Origin of the sequence: Stenotrophomonas sp. MYb238, assembly GCF_009496535.1 — a bacterium.
Classification (GTDB): Bacteria; Pseudomonadota; Gammaproteobacteria; order Xanthomonadales; family Xanthomonadaceae; genus Stenotrophomonas.
This window is the reverse complement of sequence record NZ_WIDL01000007.1, coordinates 1-18,221: the sequence shown is the minus strand read 5'-3', so window position 1 is coordinate 18,221 and position 18,221 is coordinate 1. Positions and strand designations below refer to the sequence as shown.

At 70.0% G+C, this 18,221-nt stretch carries 13 protein-coding genes; 5 read left to right on the top strand and 8 right to left on the bottom strand.

Annotated elements, in window-relative coordinates; all coding sequences use genetic code 11:
- The first annotated feature begins 75 nt into the window (after nucleotides 1-75).
- On the top strand, nucleotides 76-555 hold the full coding sequence (locus CQ393_RS06455) for a VOC family protein (protein ID WP_153190741.1): 480 nt from the start codon (nucleotides 76-78) through the stop codon (nucleotides 553-555).
- Between the two features lie 129 nt (nucleotides 556-684).
- The gene (locus tag CQ393_RS06450) at nucleotides 685-2,778 is read left to right on the top strand and encodes a M13 family metallopeptidase (protein ID WP_153190740.1); all 2,094 of its coding nucleotides are present in this window, start codon (nucleotides 685-687) and stop codon (nucleotides 2,776-2,778) included.
- Nucleotides 2,779-2,966: 188 nt separating this feature from the next.
- Here the strand turns inward: CQ393_RS06450 and CQ393_RS06445 are convergent, their stop codons facing one another.
- The 3 genes from CQ393_RS06445 to CQ393_RS06435 all read right to left on the bottom strand — a co-directional run bounded on the left by CQ393_RS06445 (nucleotide 2,967) and on the right by CQ393_RS06435 (nucleotide 4,170).
- Nucleotides 2,967-3,296 carry a DUF2834 domain-containing protein gene (locus CQ393_RS06445; RefSeq protein ID WP_343199711.1) on the bottom strand — a complete coding sequence of 110 codons (330 nt, stop codon included), beginning with the start codon at nucleotides 3,294-3,296 and terminating at the stop codon, nucleotides 2,967-2,969.
- A gap of 65 nt (nucleotides 3,297-3,361) precedes the next feature.
- Nucleotides 3,362-3,721, bottom strand: a complete 360-nt coding sequence (locus CQ393_RS06440) for a hypothetical protein (RefSeq protein ID WP_153190738.1) — start codon at nucleotides 3,719-3,721, stop codon at nucleotides 3,362-3,364.
- Nucleotides 3,718-4,170 (bottom strand): hypothetical protein, encoded by a 453-nt coding sequence (locus CQ393_RS06435; protein WP_153190737.1) that lies wholly within the window; start codon nucleotides 4,168-4,170, stop codon nucleotides 3,718-3,720. The genes CQ393_RS06440 and CQ393_RS06435 overlap by 4 nt, the downstream gene beginning before the upstream one ends.
- Nucleotides 4,171-4,388: 218 nt before the next feature.
- Here CQ393_RS06435 and cls point away from each other — a divergent pair, with 218 nt between their 5' ends.
- Nucleotides 4,389-5,888 carry a cardiolipin synthase gene (gene cls, locus CQ393_RS06430; RefSeq protein ID WP_153190736.1) on the top strand — a complete coding sequence of 500 codons (1,500 nt, stop codon included), beginning with the start codon at nucleotides 4,389-4,391 and terminating at the stop codon, nucleotides 5,886-5,888.
- Between the two features lie 12 nt (nucleotides 5,889-5,900).
- Here cls and CQ393_RS06425 read toward each other — a convergent pair whose 3' ends face one another.
- From CQ393_RS06425 to rlmJ, 4 genes are all read right to left on the bottom strand, one after another.
- The gene (locus CQ393_RS06425; RefSeq protein WP_153190735.1) at nucleotides 5,901-6,521 is read right to left on the bottom strand and encodes an HD domain-containing phosphohydrolase; all 621 of its coding nucleotides are present in this window, start codon (nucleotides 6,519-6,521) and stop codon (nucleotides 5,901-5,903) included.
- Nucleotides 6,522-6,611: 90 nt separating this feature from the next.
- Nucleotides 6,612-10,082 carry a transcription-repair coupling factor gene (gene mfd, locus CQ393_RS06420; RefSeq protein ID WP_153190734.1) on the bottom strand — a complete coding sequence of 1,157 codons (3,471 nt, stop codon included), beginning with the start codon at nucleotides 10,080-10,082 and terminating at the stop codon, nucleotides 6,612-6,614.
- A 139-nt stretch (nucleotides 10,083-10,221) separates the two neighbouring features.
- Nucleotides 10,222-10,767 (bottom strand): GNAT family N-acetyltransferase, encoded by a 546-nt coding sequence (locus CQ393_RS06415; RefSeq protein ID WP_153190733.1) that lies wholly within the window; start codon nucleotides 10,765-10,767, stop codon nucleotides 10,222-10,224.
- A 192-nt stretch (nucleotides 10,768-10,959) separates the two neighbouring features.
- Nucleotides 10,960-11,817 (bottom strand): 23S rRNA (adenine(2030)-N(6))-methyltransferase RlmJ, encoded by an 858-nt coding sequence (gene rlmJ / locus CQ393_RS06410; RefSeq protein ID WP_153190732.1) that lies wholly within the window; start codon nucleotides 11,815-11,817, stop codon nucleotides 10,960-10,962.
- A gap of 45 nt (nucleotides 11,818-11,862) precedes the next feature.
- On the opposite strand from rlmJ, the gene creB reads away from it, so the two are divergent.
- On the top strand, nucleotides 11,863-12,555 hold the full coding sequence (gene creB, locus CQ393_RS06405) for a two-component system response regulator CreB (RefSeq protein WP_153190731.1): 693 nt from the start codon (nucleotides 11,863-11,865) through the stop codon (nucleotides 12,553-12,555).
- Between the two features lie 935 nt (nucleotides 12,556-13,490).
- Nucleotides 13,491-14,927, top strand: a complete 1,437-nt coding sequence (gene creC, locus CQ393_RS06400; RefSeq protein WP_153190730.1) for a two-component system sensor histidine kinase CreC — start codon at nucleotides 13,491-13,493, stop codon at nucleotides 14,925-14,927.
- 66 nt (nucleotides 14,928-14,993) lie between these two features.
- On the opposite strand, the gene CQ393_RS06395 is transcribed toward creC, so the two are convergent.
- Nucleotides 14,994-18,008, bottom strand: coding sequence for an EAL domain-containing protein (locus CQ393_RS06395; RefSeq protein WP_153190729.1), 3,015 nt, complete (start codon nucleotides 18,006-18,008; stop codon nucleotides 14,994-14,996).
- Between the last annotated feature and the right edge of the window lie 213 nt (nucleotides 18,009-18,221).

Sequence of the window (18,221 nt, the reverse complement as noted above, 5' to 3'; positions counted from 1 at the left end):
CGATCCCCCGCGCCCGGCGCCGTGGCGCGTACGCGTTCTTCCGCCGGCGTGCCTTCCCGAACGAGGACAAGCGCGATGACCAGCAGGAACACGATCTGTCTCTGGTACGACGGCACCGCCCTGGAGGCGGCCACTTTCTACGCCGCGACCTTTCCCGACAGCCGGGTGGGGGCCGTGCAGCGCGCGCCCGGCGACTATCCCGCCGGCCGGCAGGGCGACGTGCTGACGGTCGAATTCACCGTGATGGGCATCCCGTGCCTGGGCCTGAACGGCGGTCCCGCGTTCCGGCACAGCGAGGCGTTCTCGTTCCAGGTCGCCACCGATGACCAGGCCGAAACCGACCGGCTGTGGGACGCGATCGTCGGCAACGGCGGCGAGGAAAGCGCCTGCGGCTGGTGCCGCGACAAATGGGGTTTGTCGTGGCAGATCACGCCGCGCGCGCTGACCGAGGCGATCGCCGATCCCGATCCGGCCGCGGCCAGGCGCGCGTTCGAGGCGATGATGGGCATGCGCAGGATCGACATCGCCGCGATCGAGGCGGCGCGCCGCGGTTGACCCAGCGGGCCGTGCGCCGGCGCATGCCGGCGCATGACCTTCGGCCTATCCGGCACGGTGCGGCATCGCCTACGCTCGGGGATTGGCCGCGCGCCTGCGCGGTGTTCCCTGCAAGGCCGGAGATTCCGCATGACCCTTTCCAAGCTCGTCCCGCTGTCCCTGACCGTCGCCATCGCCGCCTCGCTGGCCGCCTGCGGCAAGACCGAAGCCCCGGCCGCGCAGGCCGAGGCCGCCAAGCCGGCCTTCGACCTGTCCAGGATCACCACGCCGTCGGTGGCCTTCAACGCCGCCGACGTGGACCCGGCCGTATCCGCCTGTACCGACCTCAACGGCTTCGTCAACGGCAAGTGGCTCAAGGCCAACCCGGTGCCGGGCGACCAGGTGACCTGGGGCAGCTTCGAGATCCTGCGCGAGCGCTCGCTGGAAGTGCAGCACGCGCTGGTCGAGCAGGCCGCCGCGGCCGACGCCAAGGCCGGCACGGTGCAGGCGCAGATCGGCGACATCTGGAAGACCGGTTCGGACGAGGCCGCCATCGAGGCCGCCGGCATTGCGCCGCTGCAGCCCGAACTGGACAGGATCGCCGCGTTGCAGAACGGCGCCGCCATCGCCGCCTACCTGCGCCAGGCCTATGCGCAGGGCCAGGGTTTCCTGTTCTCGCTGTATGCCAGCCCGGACTTCAAGGATTCGGCCAACGTCATCGCCTACGTCGGCCAGGGCGGCCTGGGCCTGCCGGAGAAGGGCTATTACTTCGACGAATCGCAGGCCAAGGTCCGCGAGGCCTACGTGGCCTACATCGAGCAGCTGTTGACCCTGTCCGGCGTCGATGCCGCCCAGGCCAAGGAGCAGGCCAGGGCGGTGATGGAATTCGAGACGCGCCTGGCCAAGGCTTCGCTGTCGCGCATCGAACTGCGCGACCCGGCCAAGCGCTACAACCCGGTCAGCGCCGCCGACGCCGACAAGCAGACCCCGAACTTCAGCTGGACCGCGCTGTTCGACACGCTGAAGGTGCCGGCCAAGGACAGGTTCTCGCTGGCGCAGCCGGGCTTCTTCGGCGAAGTGGACAAGATGCTCGCCGACGTGCCGGCCGCGACCTGGCAGGCCTACCTGCGCTTCCACACCGTGGACAACGCCGCGCCGTACCTGAGCAAGGCCTTCGAGCAGGCCAACTTCGACTTCTTCAGCAAGACCCTGCGCGGCCAGCAGGAAATGCAGCCGCGCTGGAAGCGCGTGCTCGAATCGGTGAACGGCGCGATGGGCGAGGCGCTGGGCCAGCTGTACGTGGACGCGGTGTTCCCGGCCGAATCCAAGGTGGCCATGCAGCACCTGGTGGAGAACCTGTCGGTCGCACTGAAGGCGCGCCTTGAGAACCTGCCGTGGATGGGCGAGGAGACCAGGAAGAAGGCGCTGGAGAAGTGGGCCAGCTTCACCCCGAAGATCGGCTACCCGGACAAGTGGCGCGACTGGTCGGGCCTGGCCACCAGCGGCGACAGCTACCTGGGCAACATGCAGGCCGCGCGCGCGTTCAACTATCGCTACATGCTCGACAAGATCGGCAAGCCGGTGGACCGCACCGAGTGGGGCATGACCCCGCAGACGGTCAACGCCTACTACAACGCCACCAAGAACGAGATCGTGTTCCCGGCCGCGATCCTGCAGCCGCCGTTCTTCGACGCCAAGGCCGACCCGGCGCTGAACTACGGCGGCATCGGCGCGGTGATCGGCCACGAGATGATGCACGGCTACGACGATTCGGGCAGCCAGTTCGCCGCCAACGGCAACTTCGACAACTGGTGGACCGACGCCGACCGCAGCGCGTTCACCGGCCGCACCGACCAGCTGGTCGCGCAGTTCGACGGCTACGAGGCGCTGCCGGGCGTGAACGTGAAGGGCAAGCTGACCCTGGGCGAGAACATCGGCGACCTCGGCGGCCTGACCGTGGCCTATGACGCGCTGCAGATGGCGCTCAAGGAAGATCCCTCGAAGAACGTGGCCGTCGACGGTTACAGCGAGGACCAGCGCTTCTTCATGAACTGGGCCACGGTGTGGCGCCGCAACTTCACCGAGGGCGAACTGCGCGTGCGCCTGAACACCGATCCGCATGCGCCGGCCAACTTCCGCGCCAACGGCGCGCCGTCGAACATGCCGTCCTTCGCCGCGGCGTTCCAGTGCAAGGCGGGCGATGCGATGGTGCGCGGCGACGACAAGCGCGTGGTCATCTGGTAACGGGCTGGCACCACGGCCGGCGACAAGCGGAAAGCCCGGCCGATGCCGGGCTTTTCGTTTCCGCCACTGTGCGGCGCGCGCGTACCGGTCCAGCCAACGGGATCACGGGTGTCCGACCGACGGGCCGGTGGATCGGCCGATGGTTTCCGGCAGCCTCCACTCAGGCGCTGGCGCGTGCCGTCGGCGCATCACGCCGATGCGCGAAGCCCCGCCGCTGCGAGATGCCGCTCCCGGAGAAGCAGGAAAAAAGGCAGCGCCAGTGAGGGGCCCACCACGAGGCACGAAAGTGGCAGCCACAGCCGCGGCATCGCCAGCTTGCGTCCTTCGGCGATTACGAATGCCGCGACGACGATGCCTGAAACCAGCACGTCCGACCACGCGAATGCGGCGATGTGGCCGGATGTGGCCTGCTGCACCAGGCGCGGCACGTCGAGGCCGTGCGCGCAAAGCCACGGAACGAACTGCCAGAGGGGCAGGGCCGTACCGGCGATGCAGAGAAGGAGGTAGATGATTCGCACGTTGTCTCCGCTCTGGAACTGCTGGCGCCGGACGATGGAGCCGGTCCAGCGTGAAGGGATGGCGCTCAGGGGGCGGGTGTCCGGCCTGCCTTGTCCTGGAAGGCGCGAACCGCCGGACTGAAGACCAGGTACGCGGCGAACGCCGCCAGCAGCCCCGCGATGATCGTGAAAAGAACAGCGCCAAGGGCGGCCGTCGGGAAGGTGGCAACAGCGGCAACCAGCAGAACGATGGCGCTCATGGCGCTCAGCACGGCCAGGATGTTTCCCGCCGTCCTGCTGCCGCGGAACAGGAAGAAGAACAGGAGGGCAGAGAGGGCGAAACGCCCTGCGACGACAGCGGTGAAACCGGTTGCCAGCAGCCCTGCCAGATAGGCCAGATAGACGATCGCGATGATGACCAGGGGCAGCGGTGGCTTGCTTTTCATGGGCTCCGGGACCTGGATTGGAGCGCGCCGCGAAGCGGCGCCGGCACGGATGCGTTGCCGGGCCGTGTGCCGGCCGTGTCCGCGCATCTGTAACGTACCAGTTCCCGTCCCGGCACGGTCGTGTTGTCGATGAGCCGGCGCCCGTCTGGCGAAAGCGTGAACTTCACGGTGGAAAGCCAGGTCTCGCCCTCGCCCGACAGCTCGCAGATCAGTGCCATCTCCGAATGCCCGCGCACCACGACGGCCTTGATCGGGCCCTCGCTCTCCCAGTGCGTGATGTGGCGCGGAGCGATGCGCAGGATCAGATCGTCCGCTTCCGACGCGCAGGATTCCGGGCTCCCTGCCCAGTGCCCGAGAAAACGATCCGGCACCGCGGTCGCGCCGTCACCCGCGCAGGCCGCGAGCGGCAACAGCGACAGGGACACGGACAGGAAAATTCTGGTCTTCATGGTTCTCCCTCAAGGTCCGACAGCCTGGTGGCGGGGCCGGATGCGGCCATCAGCTCCTGACGGCACGTTCCATTGATGTTCCCCCATTGTGCGGCGGGAACACGCCAATGGGGCGCCGGGCAGGATGCGTTCGTTCGCCGGGGATGCCGGAAACGGGCGGCCGTGCTATTGATCCGCCACGCCGCGGGACGGCGGATCGTCGATCACCGGGAGGCCGCATGGGGCCGGAAGTGGGCGGGGCGCATGCTCCGCTGCAGTGGGGAATCACCGCCGTCGCGTTCGTCGCGCACCTGCTGGTCGCCGCGCGCGCGCTGACCCGCGCCAACCGCACGCCGGCCTCGCGCGCGGCGTGGGTGGCGGTGGTGATGCTCGCGCCGGTGGTGGGCATGGTCGCCTACCTGCTGCTGGGCGAAACCAGCATCGGCCGCGCGCGTTTCCGCCGCGTGGAGCAGGCGCTGCGGCGGATGGGAGCGGCGGCGGCCGCGATGGCGCCGGCCGCCCCCGTCGCGGTGGCGGACAGCGCGGTGCCGCTGCTGGAACTGGCGCGCACCATCAACGGCCTGCCGGCGGTGGGCGGGAACCGCGTGACGCTGCTGGGCGACGCCGACAGCCCCGCCGACGCGCCGGAAGCCGACTGCCGCCGCGCGCTGGACGCGCTGGTGGCCGACATCGAGCAGGCCCGCGAGAGCGTGCACATCGCCTTCTACATCTGGCTGGACGACGGCGCAGGCGGGCGCGTGGCCGACGCGCTGGCCGCCGCCGCGAGGCGCGGCGTGGCGTGCCGGGTGATGGTCGATGCGCTGGGCTCGCGCGCCTTCATCGAAGGGTCGCGCTGGAAGCAGCTGGGCCAGGCCGGGGTGAAGCGGCTGAAGACGCTGGACGACATCAACCGCCTGCAGCACATGGCGTTCAGCCGCATGGATCTGCGCGACCACCGCAAGATCGCGGTGATCGACAACCGCATCGCCTACAGCGGCAGCCAGAACTGCGCCGATCCGGAGTTCCGGGTGAAGTCCGCCTACGCGCCGTGGATCGACCTGCTGCTGCGCTGCGAGGGGCCGGTGGTGGCGCAGATCCAGTTCCTGTTCCTCAGCGGCTGGATCCCGGAGACCGGCGAGACCGGGCTGGACGGCTACGCCGCCGCGGCCGCGCCGGCATGGCACGACGGCGGATGCGTCGCCGCCGCGTTCGAGACCGGCCCGATCGCGCGGCACAACGCCATGGCCGACATGTTCGTGGCCTGCATCTACGCCGCGCGGCGCGAGCTGGTGATCACCACGCCGTACTTCGTGCCGGACGAATCGATCCTGCGCGCGATCTGCGCGGCGCCGCGGCGCGGCGTGCGCACGGCGCTGGTCCTGCCGCGCCGCAACGACTCGTGGCTGGTGGGCCAGGCCAGCCGCAGCACCTATGCCGACCTGCTGCAATGCGGCGTCGAGGTCCACGAGTACCCGCTGGGCCTGCTGCACGCCAAGTCGATGACCATCGATGGCCAGATCAGCCTGGTGGGCTCGGCCAACATCGACCGGCGCAGCCTGGAGCTCAACTTCGAGAACAGCCTGCTGGTCGCCGACGCGGGCGTCACCGCCGCCCTCCGCCGGCGCCAGGAGAAATACCTGTCCGTGTCGGCGCGGGTGACACCGGAACAGGTCGGGGGCTGGTCGTTCGCCACGCGGCTGGTGCAGAACGCGGTGGCGATGATGTCGCCGGTGCTGTGAGCGCGCCGTCGGTCAGGCGACGGGCAGGGCGCGCCCGCGCAGCAGGCCGCGGAACTCGCCGAACAGGCGCGCATCGACCAGCCGGTTCTTCTCGCGGTTGAGGATGGCCAGCGCATCGTCCGCCTCCAGCGGGCCGCGGTAGGGACGGTGCGAGGTCAGCGCGTCGTAGCCGTCGGCGATGGCCAGGATGCGCGCGCCCAGCGGGATGTCCTCGCCCTGCAGGCCATGCGGATAGCCGCTGCCGTCCCAGGCTTCGTGGTGATGCAGGATCAGCCGCGCCACGGCGGCGGCATCGTCGCGGCCGGTGGCCGCGAACAGGCGCGCGCCGCGCTCCGGGTGCGTGCGCATCTTTTCCATGCGCGGTTCGTCCAGGCGGCCGGGATGCAGCAGCACGTCGTCGCGGATGCCGATCTTGCCGACATCGTGGAAACGCGCGGCCAGCGCCAGCTGCTCCAGCTGCGTGCCGGACAGGCCGCAGCGCTCGCCCAGGCCATGGGCAAGCAGCGAAACACGGTCGCAGTGCTGGTCGGTGTAGCTGTCCCGCTCGTCCAGCGCGGCGGCGAGCACGGCGATGCCGCAGGTTTCGTTTTCAGGCGGGATGGACAGGCCCGGGGACGTTGGAATCGAGAACATGGAGCGCCGCACCGCGGGAAAGACGGCCAGGCCGGGAGAAGGACGGCCATTGTCCCCGCCGCCTTCTTTCCTGGCAAACCTCACGCCCGCTCACGCCGGCCGCAAGGTGGTCAGCAGCGCGCGCGCGGCGTTGAAGCGGTCCGCGCCTTCCGGCAGCGGGTGCTTGATGCGCAGCTTGTCCGGGCCGTCCATCTGGTACAGCCTGGGCTGCTTCTGGATCAGCTGGATCACCGCCATCGGGTCGATGTCCGGCTTGCTCTCGAACACGATGCGGCCGCCGTTCTCGCCCAGCTCCAACTTGCGGATGCCAAGTGCGTTGGCCTGCAGCTTGAGTTCGGCGATGGCGAACAGGTGCTTGGCCGCATCCGGCAACAGGCCGAAGCGGTCGATCATCTCCACCTGCAGTTCGCGCAGGGCGGCGCCGTCGCGCGCGGAGCTGATGCGCTTGTACAGGGTCAGGCGGGTGTGCACGTCGGGCAGGTAATCCTCCGGGATCAGCGCCGGCACGTGCAGTTCGACCTCGGCGCCGCGCGCTTCCTCGCCGGCATCCAGGTCGGGCAGCTTGCCGGAACGGATCGAACGCACCGCGCGTTCCAGCAGTTCGGTGTAGAGGCTGAAACCGACCTCGGCCATCTGCCCGCTCTGGTCCTCGCCGAGCAGTTCGCCGGCGCCGCGGATTTCCAGGTCGTGGGTGGCCAGGGTGAAACCGGCGCCGAGCTCGTCCATCGAGGCGATGGCGTCCAGCCGCTTCTGCGCGTCGGGCGTGATCGAACGCTTGTCCGGCACCAGCAGGTAGGCATAGGCGCGGTGGTGCGAGCGGCCGACGCGGCCACGCAGCTGGTGCAGCTGGGCCAGGCCGAAGCGATCGGCGCGGTTGATGACGATGGTGTTGGCGTTGGGGATGTCGATGCCCGATTCGATGATGGTGCTGGCCAGCAGCACGTTGAAGCGCTGCTTCTGGAAATCCAGCATCACCTTTTCCAGCTCGCGCTCGGGCATCTGCCCGTGGGCCATGCCGATGCGCGCCTCGGGCACCAGCTCGGACAGCTCGCGCTGCATGCGGCCCATGCTCTCCACGTCGTTGTGCAGGAAGTACAGCTGGCCGCCGCGCGCGAGCTCGCGCTGGAACGCCTCGCGCAGCTGCGCGTTGTCCCACTGGGTGACGAAGGTCTGCACCGCCAGCCGGTTCGGCGGCGGGGTGGCGATGATCGACAGGTCGCGCAGCCCGGCCATGGCCATGTTGAGCGTGCGCGGGATCGGCGTGGCGGTGAGCGTGAGCAGGTGCACGTTGGCACGCATGGCCTTGAGCGCTTCCTTCTGGCGCACGCCGAAGCGCTGCTCCTCGTCGACGATGACCAGGCCCAGGTCCTTGAACTTCACGTCCGGCTGCAGCAGGCGGTGGGTGCCGACGATCACGTCGATGCCGCCCTCGGCGACCTTGTCCAGCTCGGCCTTGATCTCCTTGGTGCTCTTGAAGCGCGACAGCACCTCCACCTTGAGCGGATAGTCGGCGAAGCGATCGCGGAAATTGCGGTAGTGCTGCTCGGCCAGCAGCGTGGTCGGCACCAGCACGGCGACCTGCTTGCCGCCGCTGGCGGCGGCGAAGGCGGCGCGCACGGCGACCTCGGTTTTGCCGAAGCCGACGTCGCCGCAGACCACGCGGTCCATCGGCTGCGACGACTGCAGGTCGCGCAGCGTGGCCTCGATCGCGGCCAGCTGGTCGGGCGTTTCCTCGAACGGGAAGCCGGCGGCGAACGGCTCGTACATCGCGCGGTCGATGTCCAGCGCCAGGCCGGCGCGGGCCTGGCGCCGTGCCTGGATCTCCAGCAGCTCGGCGGCGACGTCGCGCACCTTCTCGGCGGCCTTGCGCTTGGCCTTGGCCCATTGCTCGCCACCCAGCGAATGCAGCGGCGCGGTTTCCGGCGAGGCGCCGGAGTAGCGGCTGATCAGGTGCAGCTGCGCGACCGGCACGTACAGGCGGTCGCCCTTGGCGTATTCGATTTCGAGGAACTCGCCGGGCATGCCGCCGACGTCCATCGCGATCAGCCCGCGGTAGCGGCCGACGCCATGGTCCTCGTGCACGATGGGCGCGCCCTCGGTCAGCTCGCCGAGGTCGCGGATGATCGCTTCCGGCTCGCGCCCGGCGCGGCGCGTGCGGCGCGTCTGGCCCGCGCGTTCGGGGAACAGCTGGCGCTCGGTGAGCACCGCCAGCGGCGGTTCGGCCAGGGCGAAGCCGTCGTCCAGCGGCGCCACGGTGATGGCCAGGCGCGGCGCATCGTCGGCCAGGAAGGCCGGCAGGCTCTGCACCACCGGCGGCCGCAGCTCCGCCGCCTGCAGCACCTCGAGCAGCGCCTCGCGGCGGCCCGGCGAATCGGCGGCGATCAGCACCCGGCCCGGGTAGTGGTCGAGGAACGACTTGAGCGCCTGCCCGGCCGGCGCGTCCTTGGCCGCCACCGGCAACGGCGGCAGCGGCTGGTCGCCCAGCGCCTGCGCCTCGGCGATGCGCGGATGTTCGGCCGGCCACACGTCCACGCGCGGCTGCCGGTTGAACTGCTCGCGCAGGCTGTCCGGCGACTGGTAGATCTCCTCCGGCGGCAGCAGCGGCCGTTCGATGTCGTGGCGGCGCTGCTCGTAGCGGCCGCGGGTCTGCTCCCAGAACGCGTCGGCCGCTTCGCCCACGCCAGGCGCGACCACGGTCAGGAAGCCCTCGGGCAGGTAGTCGAACAGCGTCGCCGTTCTGGCGAAGAACAGCGGCAGGAAATACTCGCTGCCCGACGGCAGCACGCCGGCCTTCAGGTCCTGGTAGAGCGGGCTGCGGCGGGTATCGACGTCGAAGCGCTCGCGCAGCGTGGCCATCACCTTCGACAGGCTGGCCTCGTCCACCGGTACCTCGCGGCCGGGCAGCATCTTCACCGCGCTCACCTTGTCCAGCGAGCGCTGCGATTCGGGATCGAATTCGCGGATCGAGTCGATGTCCTCGTCCAGCAGTTCGATGCGCAGCGGCGCGCCGGCGCCCATCGGATAGACGTCGAGCAGGCCGCCGCGCACGGCGAAATCGCCCGGGTCCATCACCTGCGGCACGTTGCGGTAGCCGGCGCTTTCCAGCCGGCGTTTCTCCGCGTCCATGTCCAGGCGCTGGCCGACCTGCAGGTCGAAGCTGCCGCCGACGATGTGGCTCAGCGGCGCCAGCCGCTGCAGCAGGGTCTGCACCGGCACCACGACGATGCCGCGCGCCAGCGTGGGCAGGCGGTGCAGCGCGGCCAGGCGCTGGGAAATGATGTCCGGGTGCGGGCTGAACTGGTCGTAGGGCAGGGTCTCCCAGTCGGGAAACGGCAGCACCGGCAGCGTGGTTTCGCTGCCCAGCAGGGTCTGCAGGTCCGCGACCAGCTGCTGCGCGCCGTGGTTGTCGCGGGCGACCAGCAGCAGTGGTTTGCCATGCGCCTGCGCGGCGCGGGCCACGTGCCAGGCCAGCGCGCTGGTCGATGCGGGGGCGCGCCACCAGGCGCGGAGCTGGCCCGCACGGGGCAGCGGCGGAACGGGGTAGGGGGCGTGATGCGGCATGAGACCGCCGATTTTAAGGTAGGAGCGCACCTGGGTGCGCGACGGGGCTTTCATGCAGCCCCATCTGCGGCGGCATCCGTGTCCCTGTCCGGGAATCCGGAGTGCAAAGCCCTGTCGCGCACCGGGGCGCGCGCCTGCCTCAGCTGCCCAGTTCCAGCACCATGCGCACCAGGCCCGGCGTGCCGGACGGGTGCGGCACCTGCTTGAAGCCCAGCGAGGCGGCCAACTGCAGCATCGGTTCGTTGTCCTGGGCGATGTCGCCGTACATGCGGTCCAGGTACTTGCCGCGCGCCCACTTGACCAGCTTGCGCATCAGCTGCCGGCCCAGGCCCTGGCCGGCGAGGAAGCGGCTGACCAGGATGGCGTATTCGGCGTCGCGGGTGCCGGGGATGATCGAGGCCCGCGCCACCGCGCCGACCACGGCTTCGCCCGGCGGCAGCGGTTCGGCGGCGACCAGCGAGATCTCGGTCTTCGGGTTCGGGTGGGTCAGGCGCTGGGCGGTTTCGTCCGAAAGCACGTCCACGGCCTGCAGGAAGCGGTCGCGCACTTCCTCCGGCCCGAACAGCGCGAACGCGCCCTGCAGCGGTGCGCCGTCCTCGGGGCGGATGGGACGGATGAGCAGTTCCCGGCCGCTGGGAGCCTTGAAGTTTTCATGCCACGGGGGCATGCGGTTGCGGGTAGCCATGACTGCGGTCCTCCAGAGTCCACCGATTCTTGCACCTGCAGCGTGAGGTTCTGTGAACGCGATTCAACCGTGGCGACAGGCCGGGAGCAGCGGTTTTCCGCTGCGGGAACGCTGTCCAGCGCGATCGGCCACGCCGGAAGAGGCCCAGGCGCGGGCCGTCTCGCCTCCTGCGGCGAGCCATGGCCGGCGGGCTCAATCCCCGCTCTTGAGCCACTCCAGCCGTGTCGATGCCCCGGCCTGGCCCAGTTCGCGCTGCAGCACCGGCAGCGCCGGAGCCAGCACCTGGTCGAACTGCCAGGGAGGATTGAGCAGCAGCATGCCGCTGCCGTTCAGGCGCAGCGGCGAGTCGTCCGGGCGCACCATCAGTTCGGCCACCAGCGCCGACTTGGCCGGCAGAGCGGCGGCCTTGCGGAAGAACGGCAGCAGGCTGCGCCGCTGCTTGATCGGGTACCACACCGCGCACTGGGCCTGCGGCATGCGCGTCAGGATCTCGCGCAGGGCGGCGACGATCCGCGGGTATTCGGCGTCCTGCGCCTCGTAGGGCGGGTCGATCAGCACCAGGGCGCGGCCGATCTTGCTGCCGCCGGCCTTGGGCGGCAGCAGGGCACGGATGCTGTCGTAGCCGTCGGCGGCCAGCACCTGCACGCGACGGTCGCGGGCGAACAGCTCCTTCAGCGCCGCCGCCTCTTCCGGCTGCAGCTCGCAGGCGGCCAGGCGGTCCTGCTCGCGCATGGCCTGGGCGGCCAGCAGCGGCGAACCGGGGTAGGCGATCAGCCCGCCGACGGGATTGTTGGCCTGGATCGCGCGCAGATAGCGCTCGATCACTTCCGGCAGGGTCGGCGAGGCCATCAGCTGCCCGATGCCTTCGTCGGCCTCGGCGGTCTTGCGGCTTTCCTCGGTCGACAGCAGGTAGCGGCCGCGGCCGGCATGGGTGTCGAGCACGAAGAACGGCGCGTCCTTGCGCCTGAGCGCGTCGATCAGGGCGAGCAGGACGGTGTGCTTGAGCACGTCGGCATGGTTGCCGGCGTGGAAGGCGTGGCGGTAGTTCATCGGCGCAGTGTACGGGCGCCGCCCGGGGGCGGCTATGCTGGCGCCATGTCCGAACAGCCCGCCCGCGTGCTCGTCGTCGAAGACGAGGCCGCCATCGCCGATACCGTCCTGTACGCGCTGCGCAGCGAGGGCCATGCGGCCGAGCACTGCGCGCTGGGGCGGCAGGCGCTGGACCGCCTGCGCGAGGGCGGCATCGACGTGGTGGTGCTGGACGTGGGCCTGCCCGACCTGGGCGGGTTCGAGGTCTGCCGCCAGCTGCGCACGTTCAGCCAGGTGCCGGTGATCTTCCTCACCGCGCGCAACGACGAGTTCGACCGCGTGCTGGGCCTGGAACTGGGCGCGGACGATTACGTGGGCAAGCCGTTCTCGCCGCGCGAGCTGGTGGCGCGGGTGCGCGCGCGCCTGCGGCGGCCACCGCAGGCGGCGCCGGCCGAGGCCGGCTGGGTACGGCAGGGCGCGTTCGCGATCGACCGCGAGGGGCGGCGGGTGCGCTTCCGCGACGCGCCGCTGGACCTGACCCGTTACGAATATGCGCTGCTGGCGGCGCTGCTGCAGCGGCCGGGGGCGATCCTCAGCCGCGCGCAGCTGATGGAGCGCGGCTGGGACCATGCCAGCGACAGCGCCGACCGCACGGTGGATACGCACGTGAAGACGTTGCGCGCGAAGCTGCGCGCGGCGGGTGCGCAGGACGATCCGATCCGCACGCACCGGGGCGTGGGGTATGCGCTGGATGTTTGAGGTTTCCATGGGCTGGAGGCGCTGCTTTCAACGCCCCTCTCCCTGTGGGAGAGGGGTTGGGGAGAGGGACGACGGAGTCCGAATGTGGGATTGATAGGTACATCAAAGGCTTTCGCTCCCCTTCGGGGCGCGAGTTACTTCTCTTTGCTCGTGCAAAGAGAAGTAACCAAGAGAAGCGCTTTTCCAACAGCCGAACGGCTGGTCAAGCACGCGCCGGACGCGAGCCGATGCGGCTGTGCCGCATCGGTCCCCTGCGCTCCTCGCGTGTCGAGGGGACGGCGCACAACTCGCTTCGCTCAGACACGTGCGCCTCTTCGCCCCTCGACCCGCTGCGGTGCTCGGCTCGCTCTACGGCCGTTGGAAGTCAGAAGCCAAGAGCAAAAGCACAATCACGACAACGGCCCGAAGGTAATGCTGATCGACTGCAGCCGAAAACGGCGGAGTAGCGGTAGTTGCTTTTGCCTTTCAGAATCCCCTTCCGCAGCGACGGAGCTGGCGGGAAAAACCCGAAGGGCGACGTGCATGGGTTCGGCGGAAATAGGCGAAACACTGCTTAGCCCCGCCGGACGGGCAGGCGACGCACGGCACCTGCCCCGGACTCGACCGCGAAGCGGACGAGCATGTCGTTTTTCTACGCGACAGGGGCGAACCGGAAAGAGGCGAAGCACTGCTTCGCCCCGGTGCGTGGGCAGGCGCCGTGAGGCGGTTGCACCGGCCCCAGCTGCATCGCGGCTGTGTCGCGTAGAAAAATCCCGCCGGCGGAGTGGACCCGATGCGCTTGCGCATCGGGCGCGGAGGCAGGGGCGTGTTGACCAGCCATTCGGCTGTTGGGAAAGCGCTTCTCTTGGTTACTTCTCTTTGCACGAGCAAAGAGAAGTAACTCGCTCCCCGCAGGGCAGCGAAAGCTTTGCTCCAGGAAACGAAGGCAGCAATAAATGCGCCTCGGCCTGAAACTCTTCCTCGGCTTCTTCCTGATCGTCGGCATCGCCGCGTTCTTCGTGATGCGCGTGTTCGTCGACGAGGTCAAGCCGGGCGTGCGCCAGGCGATGGAGTCCACCCTGGTGGACGCGGCCAACGTGCTGGCGGTGATGGCCGGGCCGGACCTGAAGGCCGGGCGCATCGCCGATGGCCGCTTCGCCGCGCAGGTGGCCACCGCGCAGCGCCGCGATCCGCGCGCGATGGTGTGGCGCTTCCCCAAGCGCAGCATCGATTACCGGGTCACCGTGACCGATGCGCGCGGCATCGTCGTCTACGACTCGCGCGGGCAGGACGTGGGCCGCGACAACTCGCGCTGGAACGATGTCTACCGCACCCTGCGCGGCCAGTACGGCGCGCGCTCCAGCCCGGGGACGCCGGGCGATGCGGACAGCACGGTCATGCACGTGGCCGCGCCGGTCTACGATCCGGCCGACGGGCGCACCCTGATCGGCGTGCTGACCCTGGCCCAGCCCAACGACAGCATCGATCCGTTCATCACCGCCAGCCAGCGCGCCATCGTCGCGCGCGGCGCCTGGCTGATCGGTTCGGCGGCGCTGATCGGGCTGCTGATGACCTGGTGGCTGGCGCGCGGCATCGGCGGGTTGAGCCGTTATGCCAAGGCGGTCAGCGCGGGCGAGCCGGTATTGCCGCCGAAGCCGCGCAGCGACGAGATCGGCGATCTCGGCCGGGCGCTGGAGACCATGCGCCGCAAGCTCGAGGGCAAGGCCTACGTCGAGCAGTACGTGCAGTCGCTCACGCACGAGATGAAGAGCCCGCTGGCGGCGATCCGCGGCGCGGCCGAGCTGCTGCAGGAACCCCTGCCCGAAGCCGACAGGCAGCGCTTCGCCGCCAACATCGCCCAGCAGGAGCGGCGCCTGACCGAGACCATCGACCAGCTGCTGCGGCTGGCGGAAGTGGAACAGCACGGCTGGCTGCAGCGCCGCACCACGGTGGACCTGTGCGCGTTGTGCCGGCAACTGGGCGAGGACGCCGGGCCGCGGCTGCAGGCGGCGCGGCTGTCGCTGCACTGCGAACTGCCCGATCGGGCGCCAGTGCAGGGCGACGCGTTCCTGCTGCGGCAGGCGCTGGGCAACCTGCTGGACAACGCCATCGCGTTCTCGCCGGAGGGCGGGCGGATCGCGCTGCGGCTGCGCGCCGAGCAGGAGGGGTGGCAGGTGGCTTTGCTCGACCAGGGCCCGGGCGTGCCGGATTACGCGCTGGAACGGGTATTCGAGCGTTTCTATTCGCTGGCCCGCCCGGGCAGCGGGCAGCGCAGCTCGGGGCTGGGCCTGCCGTTCGTGGCCGAGGTGGCGCGCCTGCACGGCGGCCATGCGCGCCTGGAGAACCGCGAAGGCGGCGGCGCGCGCGCCGCGCTCTGGCTGCCGGCGTTGTAGCACGGCGTTCGCCGCGAAGGCTTCAGGGAAAGGCCGCATGCGGGGCGGGGCCCGCATCTGCCAAGGTCAATCGGCCAGGGCCGGATGGTCGGCGCGCGGCCGGCCCAGGTGGTAGCCCTGCACCATGTCCACGCCCATGCCGCGCAGCATCTGCAAGGTGGCCTCGTCCTCGACGAATTCGGCCACGGTGAGTTTGCCCATGCCGCGCGCCACTTCGATGATGGCGCGCACGAACACCTGGTTGTCGCGCTCGCTGGGCAGGTTGCGGATGAACATGCCGTCGATCTTGAGCACGTCGGCCTGCAGGTTCTTGAGGTAGGCGAACGAGGAGAAGCCGGTGCCGAAGTCGTCCAGGCAGATCGGGCAGCCGGTGTCGCGCAGCGCGGCGATGAAGCGCGCCGCATCGCCCATGTCCGACACCGCCGAGGTCTCGGTCAGTTCCACCAGCAGGCGCCGCGGGGCGACGTGCTGCTGGCGCAGCTGGCCGCCGATCCAGGCCGGCAGCTCGGGGTCGTCGAAGGAGCGCCCGGAAATGTTGACGGCGATGGCCGGCAGGTTCGGGTGGCTGGCCAGCAGGCGGATGCTCCGGGCGATCACCCAGCGGTCGATCTCCAGGATCTTGCCGCTCTTCTCGGCCGGCTCGATGAACTGCGCCGGCATGATGAGCTGCCCGGGATTGGCCTCGTCCTCCATGCGGATCAGCGCTTCCAGGTGCGCCAGCCGGCCGTCGCCGGCATGGTGCACGCCCTGGAAATGCAGGCGCAGCAGGTCGTGCTCGAGCGCGCGCGCGATGCGGTCGTTCCACGCCAGCCGGGTCGCCATCTCGCGCGAGCTGTCGCGGTCCGGGCGGTAGACGTTGCAGCGGTTCTTGCCGGTGTGCTTGGCCTGGTACATCGCCGCGTCGGCGTGGGCGACCAGGTCCTCGGCATTGTCGGCGTGGGTGGGGAAATGGGCGATGCCCAGGCTGGTGGTCAGGCGCACGGTCTGTTCGTGCAGGCACAGCGGCGTCTGCGAGATCCGCTGCACCACGCGCTCGGCCAGGTGCTGGGCGTCGTCCAGGCTGGCATGCGGCATGAGCACGGCGAATTCGTCGCCGCCGAGCCGGAACAGGGTCTCGTCGGAACGGATCAGGGTGCGGATCTCGATCGCCATGCGGTTGAGCACCGTGTCGCCGGCGCGGTGGCCGAAGGTGTCGTTGATGTACTTGAACTCGTCCAGGTCGAAGAACAGCAGCGCGGCCTGGCTGGGCGTGCGTTCGGCGGCATGGAAGAAGCGCGCCAGGTCGTCCTCGAAGCGGCGCCGGTTGTACAGGCTGGTCAACGGATCGTGCTGGGCCAGCCGCACCAGCTGCTCGGCGGTCTGGCGCTCGTGGGTGACGTCCTCCTGCACCCACAGGCGGCCGATGTGGTGGCCCTGGGCGTCGCAGACCGGATAGGCGTCGTGCATGACGATGCGGCCGTCGTGCAGGCGGATCTCCAGCCGCTTGTGCAGGTCCGGCGAGACGATGGCTTCGTCCAGGTGGCGACGGAAGCCCTGCGGATCGAGCATCAGCCGCTGCGAGGTCTCCAGCCACTGGTGGGTGCTGCTGCCGACGACGGTGCCGTCCTCGGGAAAATCCCACATGGCCAGGAAGGCGGCGTTGCAGTAGGTCGCGCGGTTCTCGTCGCTGACGAACAGGATGCCCAGGTTCATCGCGCCGAGCAGCGCCAGCAGGCGCGCGCGTTCTTCCTCCAGCCGGGTCATGAACTGGCGGCGTTCGTCGATCTCGGTCTGCAGCGCCTGCGCGTGCGCGAACTGCAGGGCGCGCTGCTGCACCAGTTCCTCGACCATGTCGTCGAAGGCGCCGGCCAAGCGGCCCAGCTCGTCGTCGCCGCGCATGGCGATCGGCGTGGGCGCGCCGCCCTGGCCCAGTTCGTCCACCGCCTGGGTGAGGCGCCGCAGCGGCACCGCGAACAGCGAGCCGACCCGGCGGCGCAGCAGCCACATCGCCGGCAGCAGGCCGAGGATGCCGAAGCCGGACACGGCCAGCAGGCCCCACATCAATACGTGGTTCACCCGCGCCTGCGGCAGCAGGAAGATCTGGTACCAGCCGGGGCCGTGGATCTTCGACCATGCCACCCAGTGGGTACCGTCCGGCGAGCGCGCCACGCCGTTGTCGGCGTGGCCATAGGTGATCATGCCGTGCACCTGCGCCAGCAGCGGATCGTCCAGCGCCGAAAGCTTCAGCTGGCCATCGGCCGCGGCGATGCGCCGGCGGAACTGCGGGTGCGCGATCAGCGCGCCGTCGGCGCCCATGACCAGCTGCACGCCTTCGCCGTCGGCATTGGCGGTCCGGTCGATCAGGCTCTGGACCGAGACGTCGTGGCCGAGCGTGCCCACCCATCGCCCCTGCCAGTCCAGCGGCTTGATCACCGACACCATCCAGGTATCGGCCTGCCGGTCCAGGTAGACCGGCGTCCAGAACACCTTGCGCTGCGGGTTGCGGCGCGGGTCCGAGCCCTGCATCGTCGGGTAGCCGGCGTTGGTCGCGGTCGCATCCGCGTTGCTGCCCCAGTCCATGCCGTGGGCATAGACCATCAGCCCATCCTCGACGAAGTCCATGTAGACCGAGAAGAACGGCGGCGCCAGCGCCGGTCCCTGTTCGCGCAGCAGGTCGTAGGCGACCACGGCGCGCAGGCGGGTGGATTCGTCCAGTCCCTGCGGCGGCTGGTGCAGGTACAGGGTGGGCGCGCGCTCGGTATCCACCTGGTCGGCGCGCAAGCGCCACAGGCCGTCGGCGCTGCGCGCGAACAGCGTGTCGAAACGGGCCAGGGTGGTTTCGCGGTCGGCACGGTCCAGCCGCCACAGCAGTTCGCGCTGCAGGCGCAGCACGCTCTGCTCGGCCTGCAGGAACTGCCCTTCGTTGGCCCGCGCGCGCAGGTCGACCGTACGCTGCGCCACCATCGGCACCACCCGGTCGGTCACCACCCGCATGGCCAGGTAGCCGAGCGCGGAAAGCAGCAGGAGGAGGGCGAGGAACAGTCCCCATATGCTCAGGGACAGCCGGTGGATCAGCGAAGTACGCGACCGGGCGTGCAGCACGTAGTGTTCCTTCGGGGGAATGGCACGGCGCTGCCGGTGGACGCCGGGCCGCGGATGAACACGGATTCATACTATGCCGCGGCATGCGTCCGCAACTGGCCGGTGCGACGCAAGGGCGTCGGGATGGCGGGCGCGGGGCGACCGTGCGCGTCCGGCGTTGGCGCCGCCGCTTCACCCCCGCTTCAAATTCGCCACAAACCCCGCCCACCCGCC

Bases quoted from the DNA above. Each gene is read 5' to 3' on its own strand.
- CQ393_RS06455 (WP_153190741.1), top strand. From the start codon at position 76: ATGACCAGCAGGAACACGATCTGTCTCTGGTACGACGGCACCGCCCTG.
- CQ393_RS06450 (WP_153190740.1), top strand. From the start codon at position 685: ATGACCCTTTCCAAGCTCGTCCCGCTGTCCCTGACCGTCGCCATCGCC.
- CQ393_RS06440 (WP_153190738.1), bottom strand. From the start codon at position 3,721: ATGAAAAGCAAGCCACCGCTGCCCCTGGTCATCATCGCGATCGTCTAT.
- CQ393_RS06435 (WP_153190737.1), bottom strand. From the start codon at position 4,170: ATGAAGACCAGAATTTTCCTGTCCGTGTCCCTGTCGCTGTTGCCGCTC.
- cls (WP_153190736.1), top strand. From the start codon at position 4,389: ATGGGGCCGGAAGTGGGCGGGGCGCATGCTCCGCTGCAGTGGGGAATC.
- CQ393_RS06425 (WP_153190735.1), bottom strand. From the start codon at position 6,521: ATGTTCTCGATTCCAACGTCCCCGGGCCTGTCCATCCCGCCTGAAAAC.
- mfd (WP_153190734.1), bottom strand. From the start codon at position 10,082: ATGCCGCATCACGCCCCCTACCCCGTTCCGCCGCTGCCCCGTGCGGGC.
- CQ393_RS06415 (WP_153190733.1), bottom strand. From the start codon at position 10,767: ATGGCTACCCGCAACCGCATGCCCCCGTGGCATGAAAACTTCAAGGCT.
- rlmJ (WP_153190732.1), bottom strand. From the start codon at position 11,817: ATGAACTACCGCCACGCCTTCCACGCCGGCAACCATGCCGACGTGCTC.
- creB (WP_153190731.1), top strand. From the start codon at position 11,863: ATGTCCGAACAGCCCGCCCGCGTGCTCGTCGTCGAAGACGAGGCCGCC.
- creC (WP_153190730.1), top strand. From the start codon at position 13,491: ATGCGCCTCGGCCTGAAACTCTTCCTCGGCTTCTTCCTGATCGTCGGC.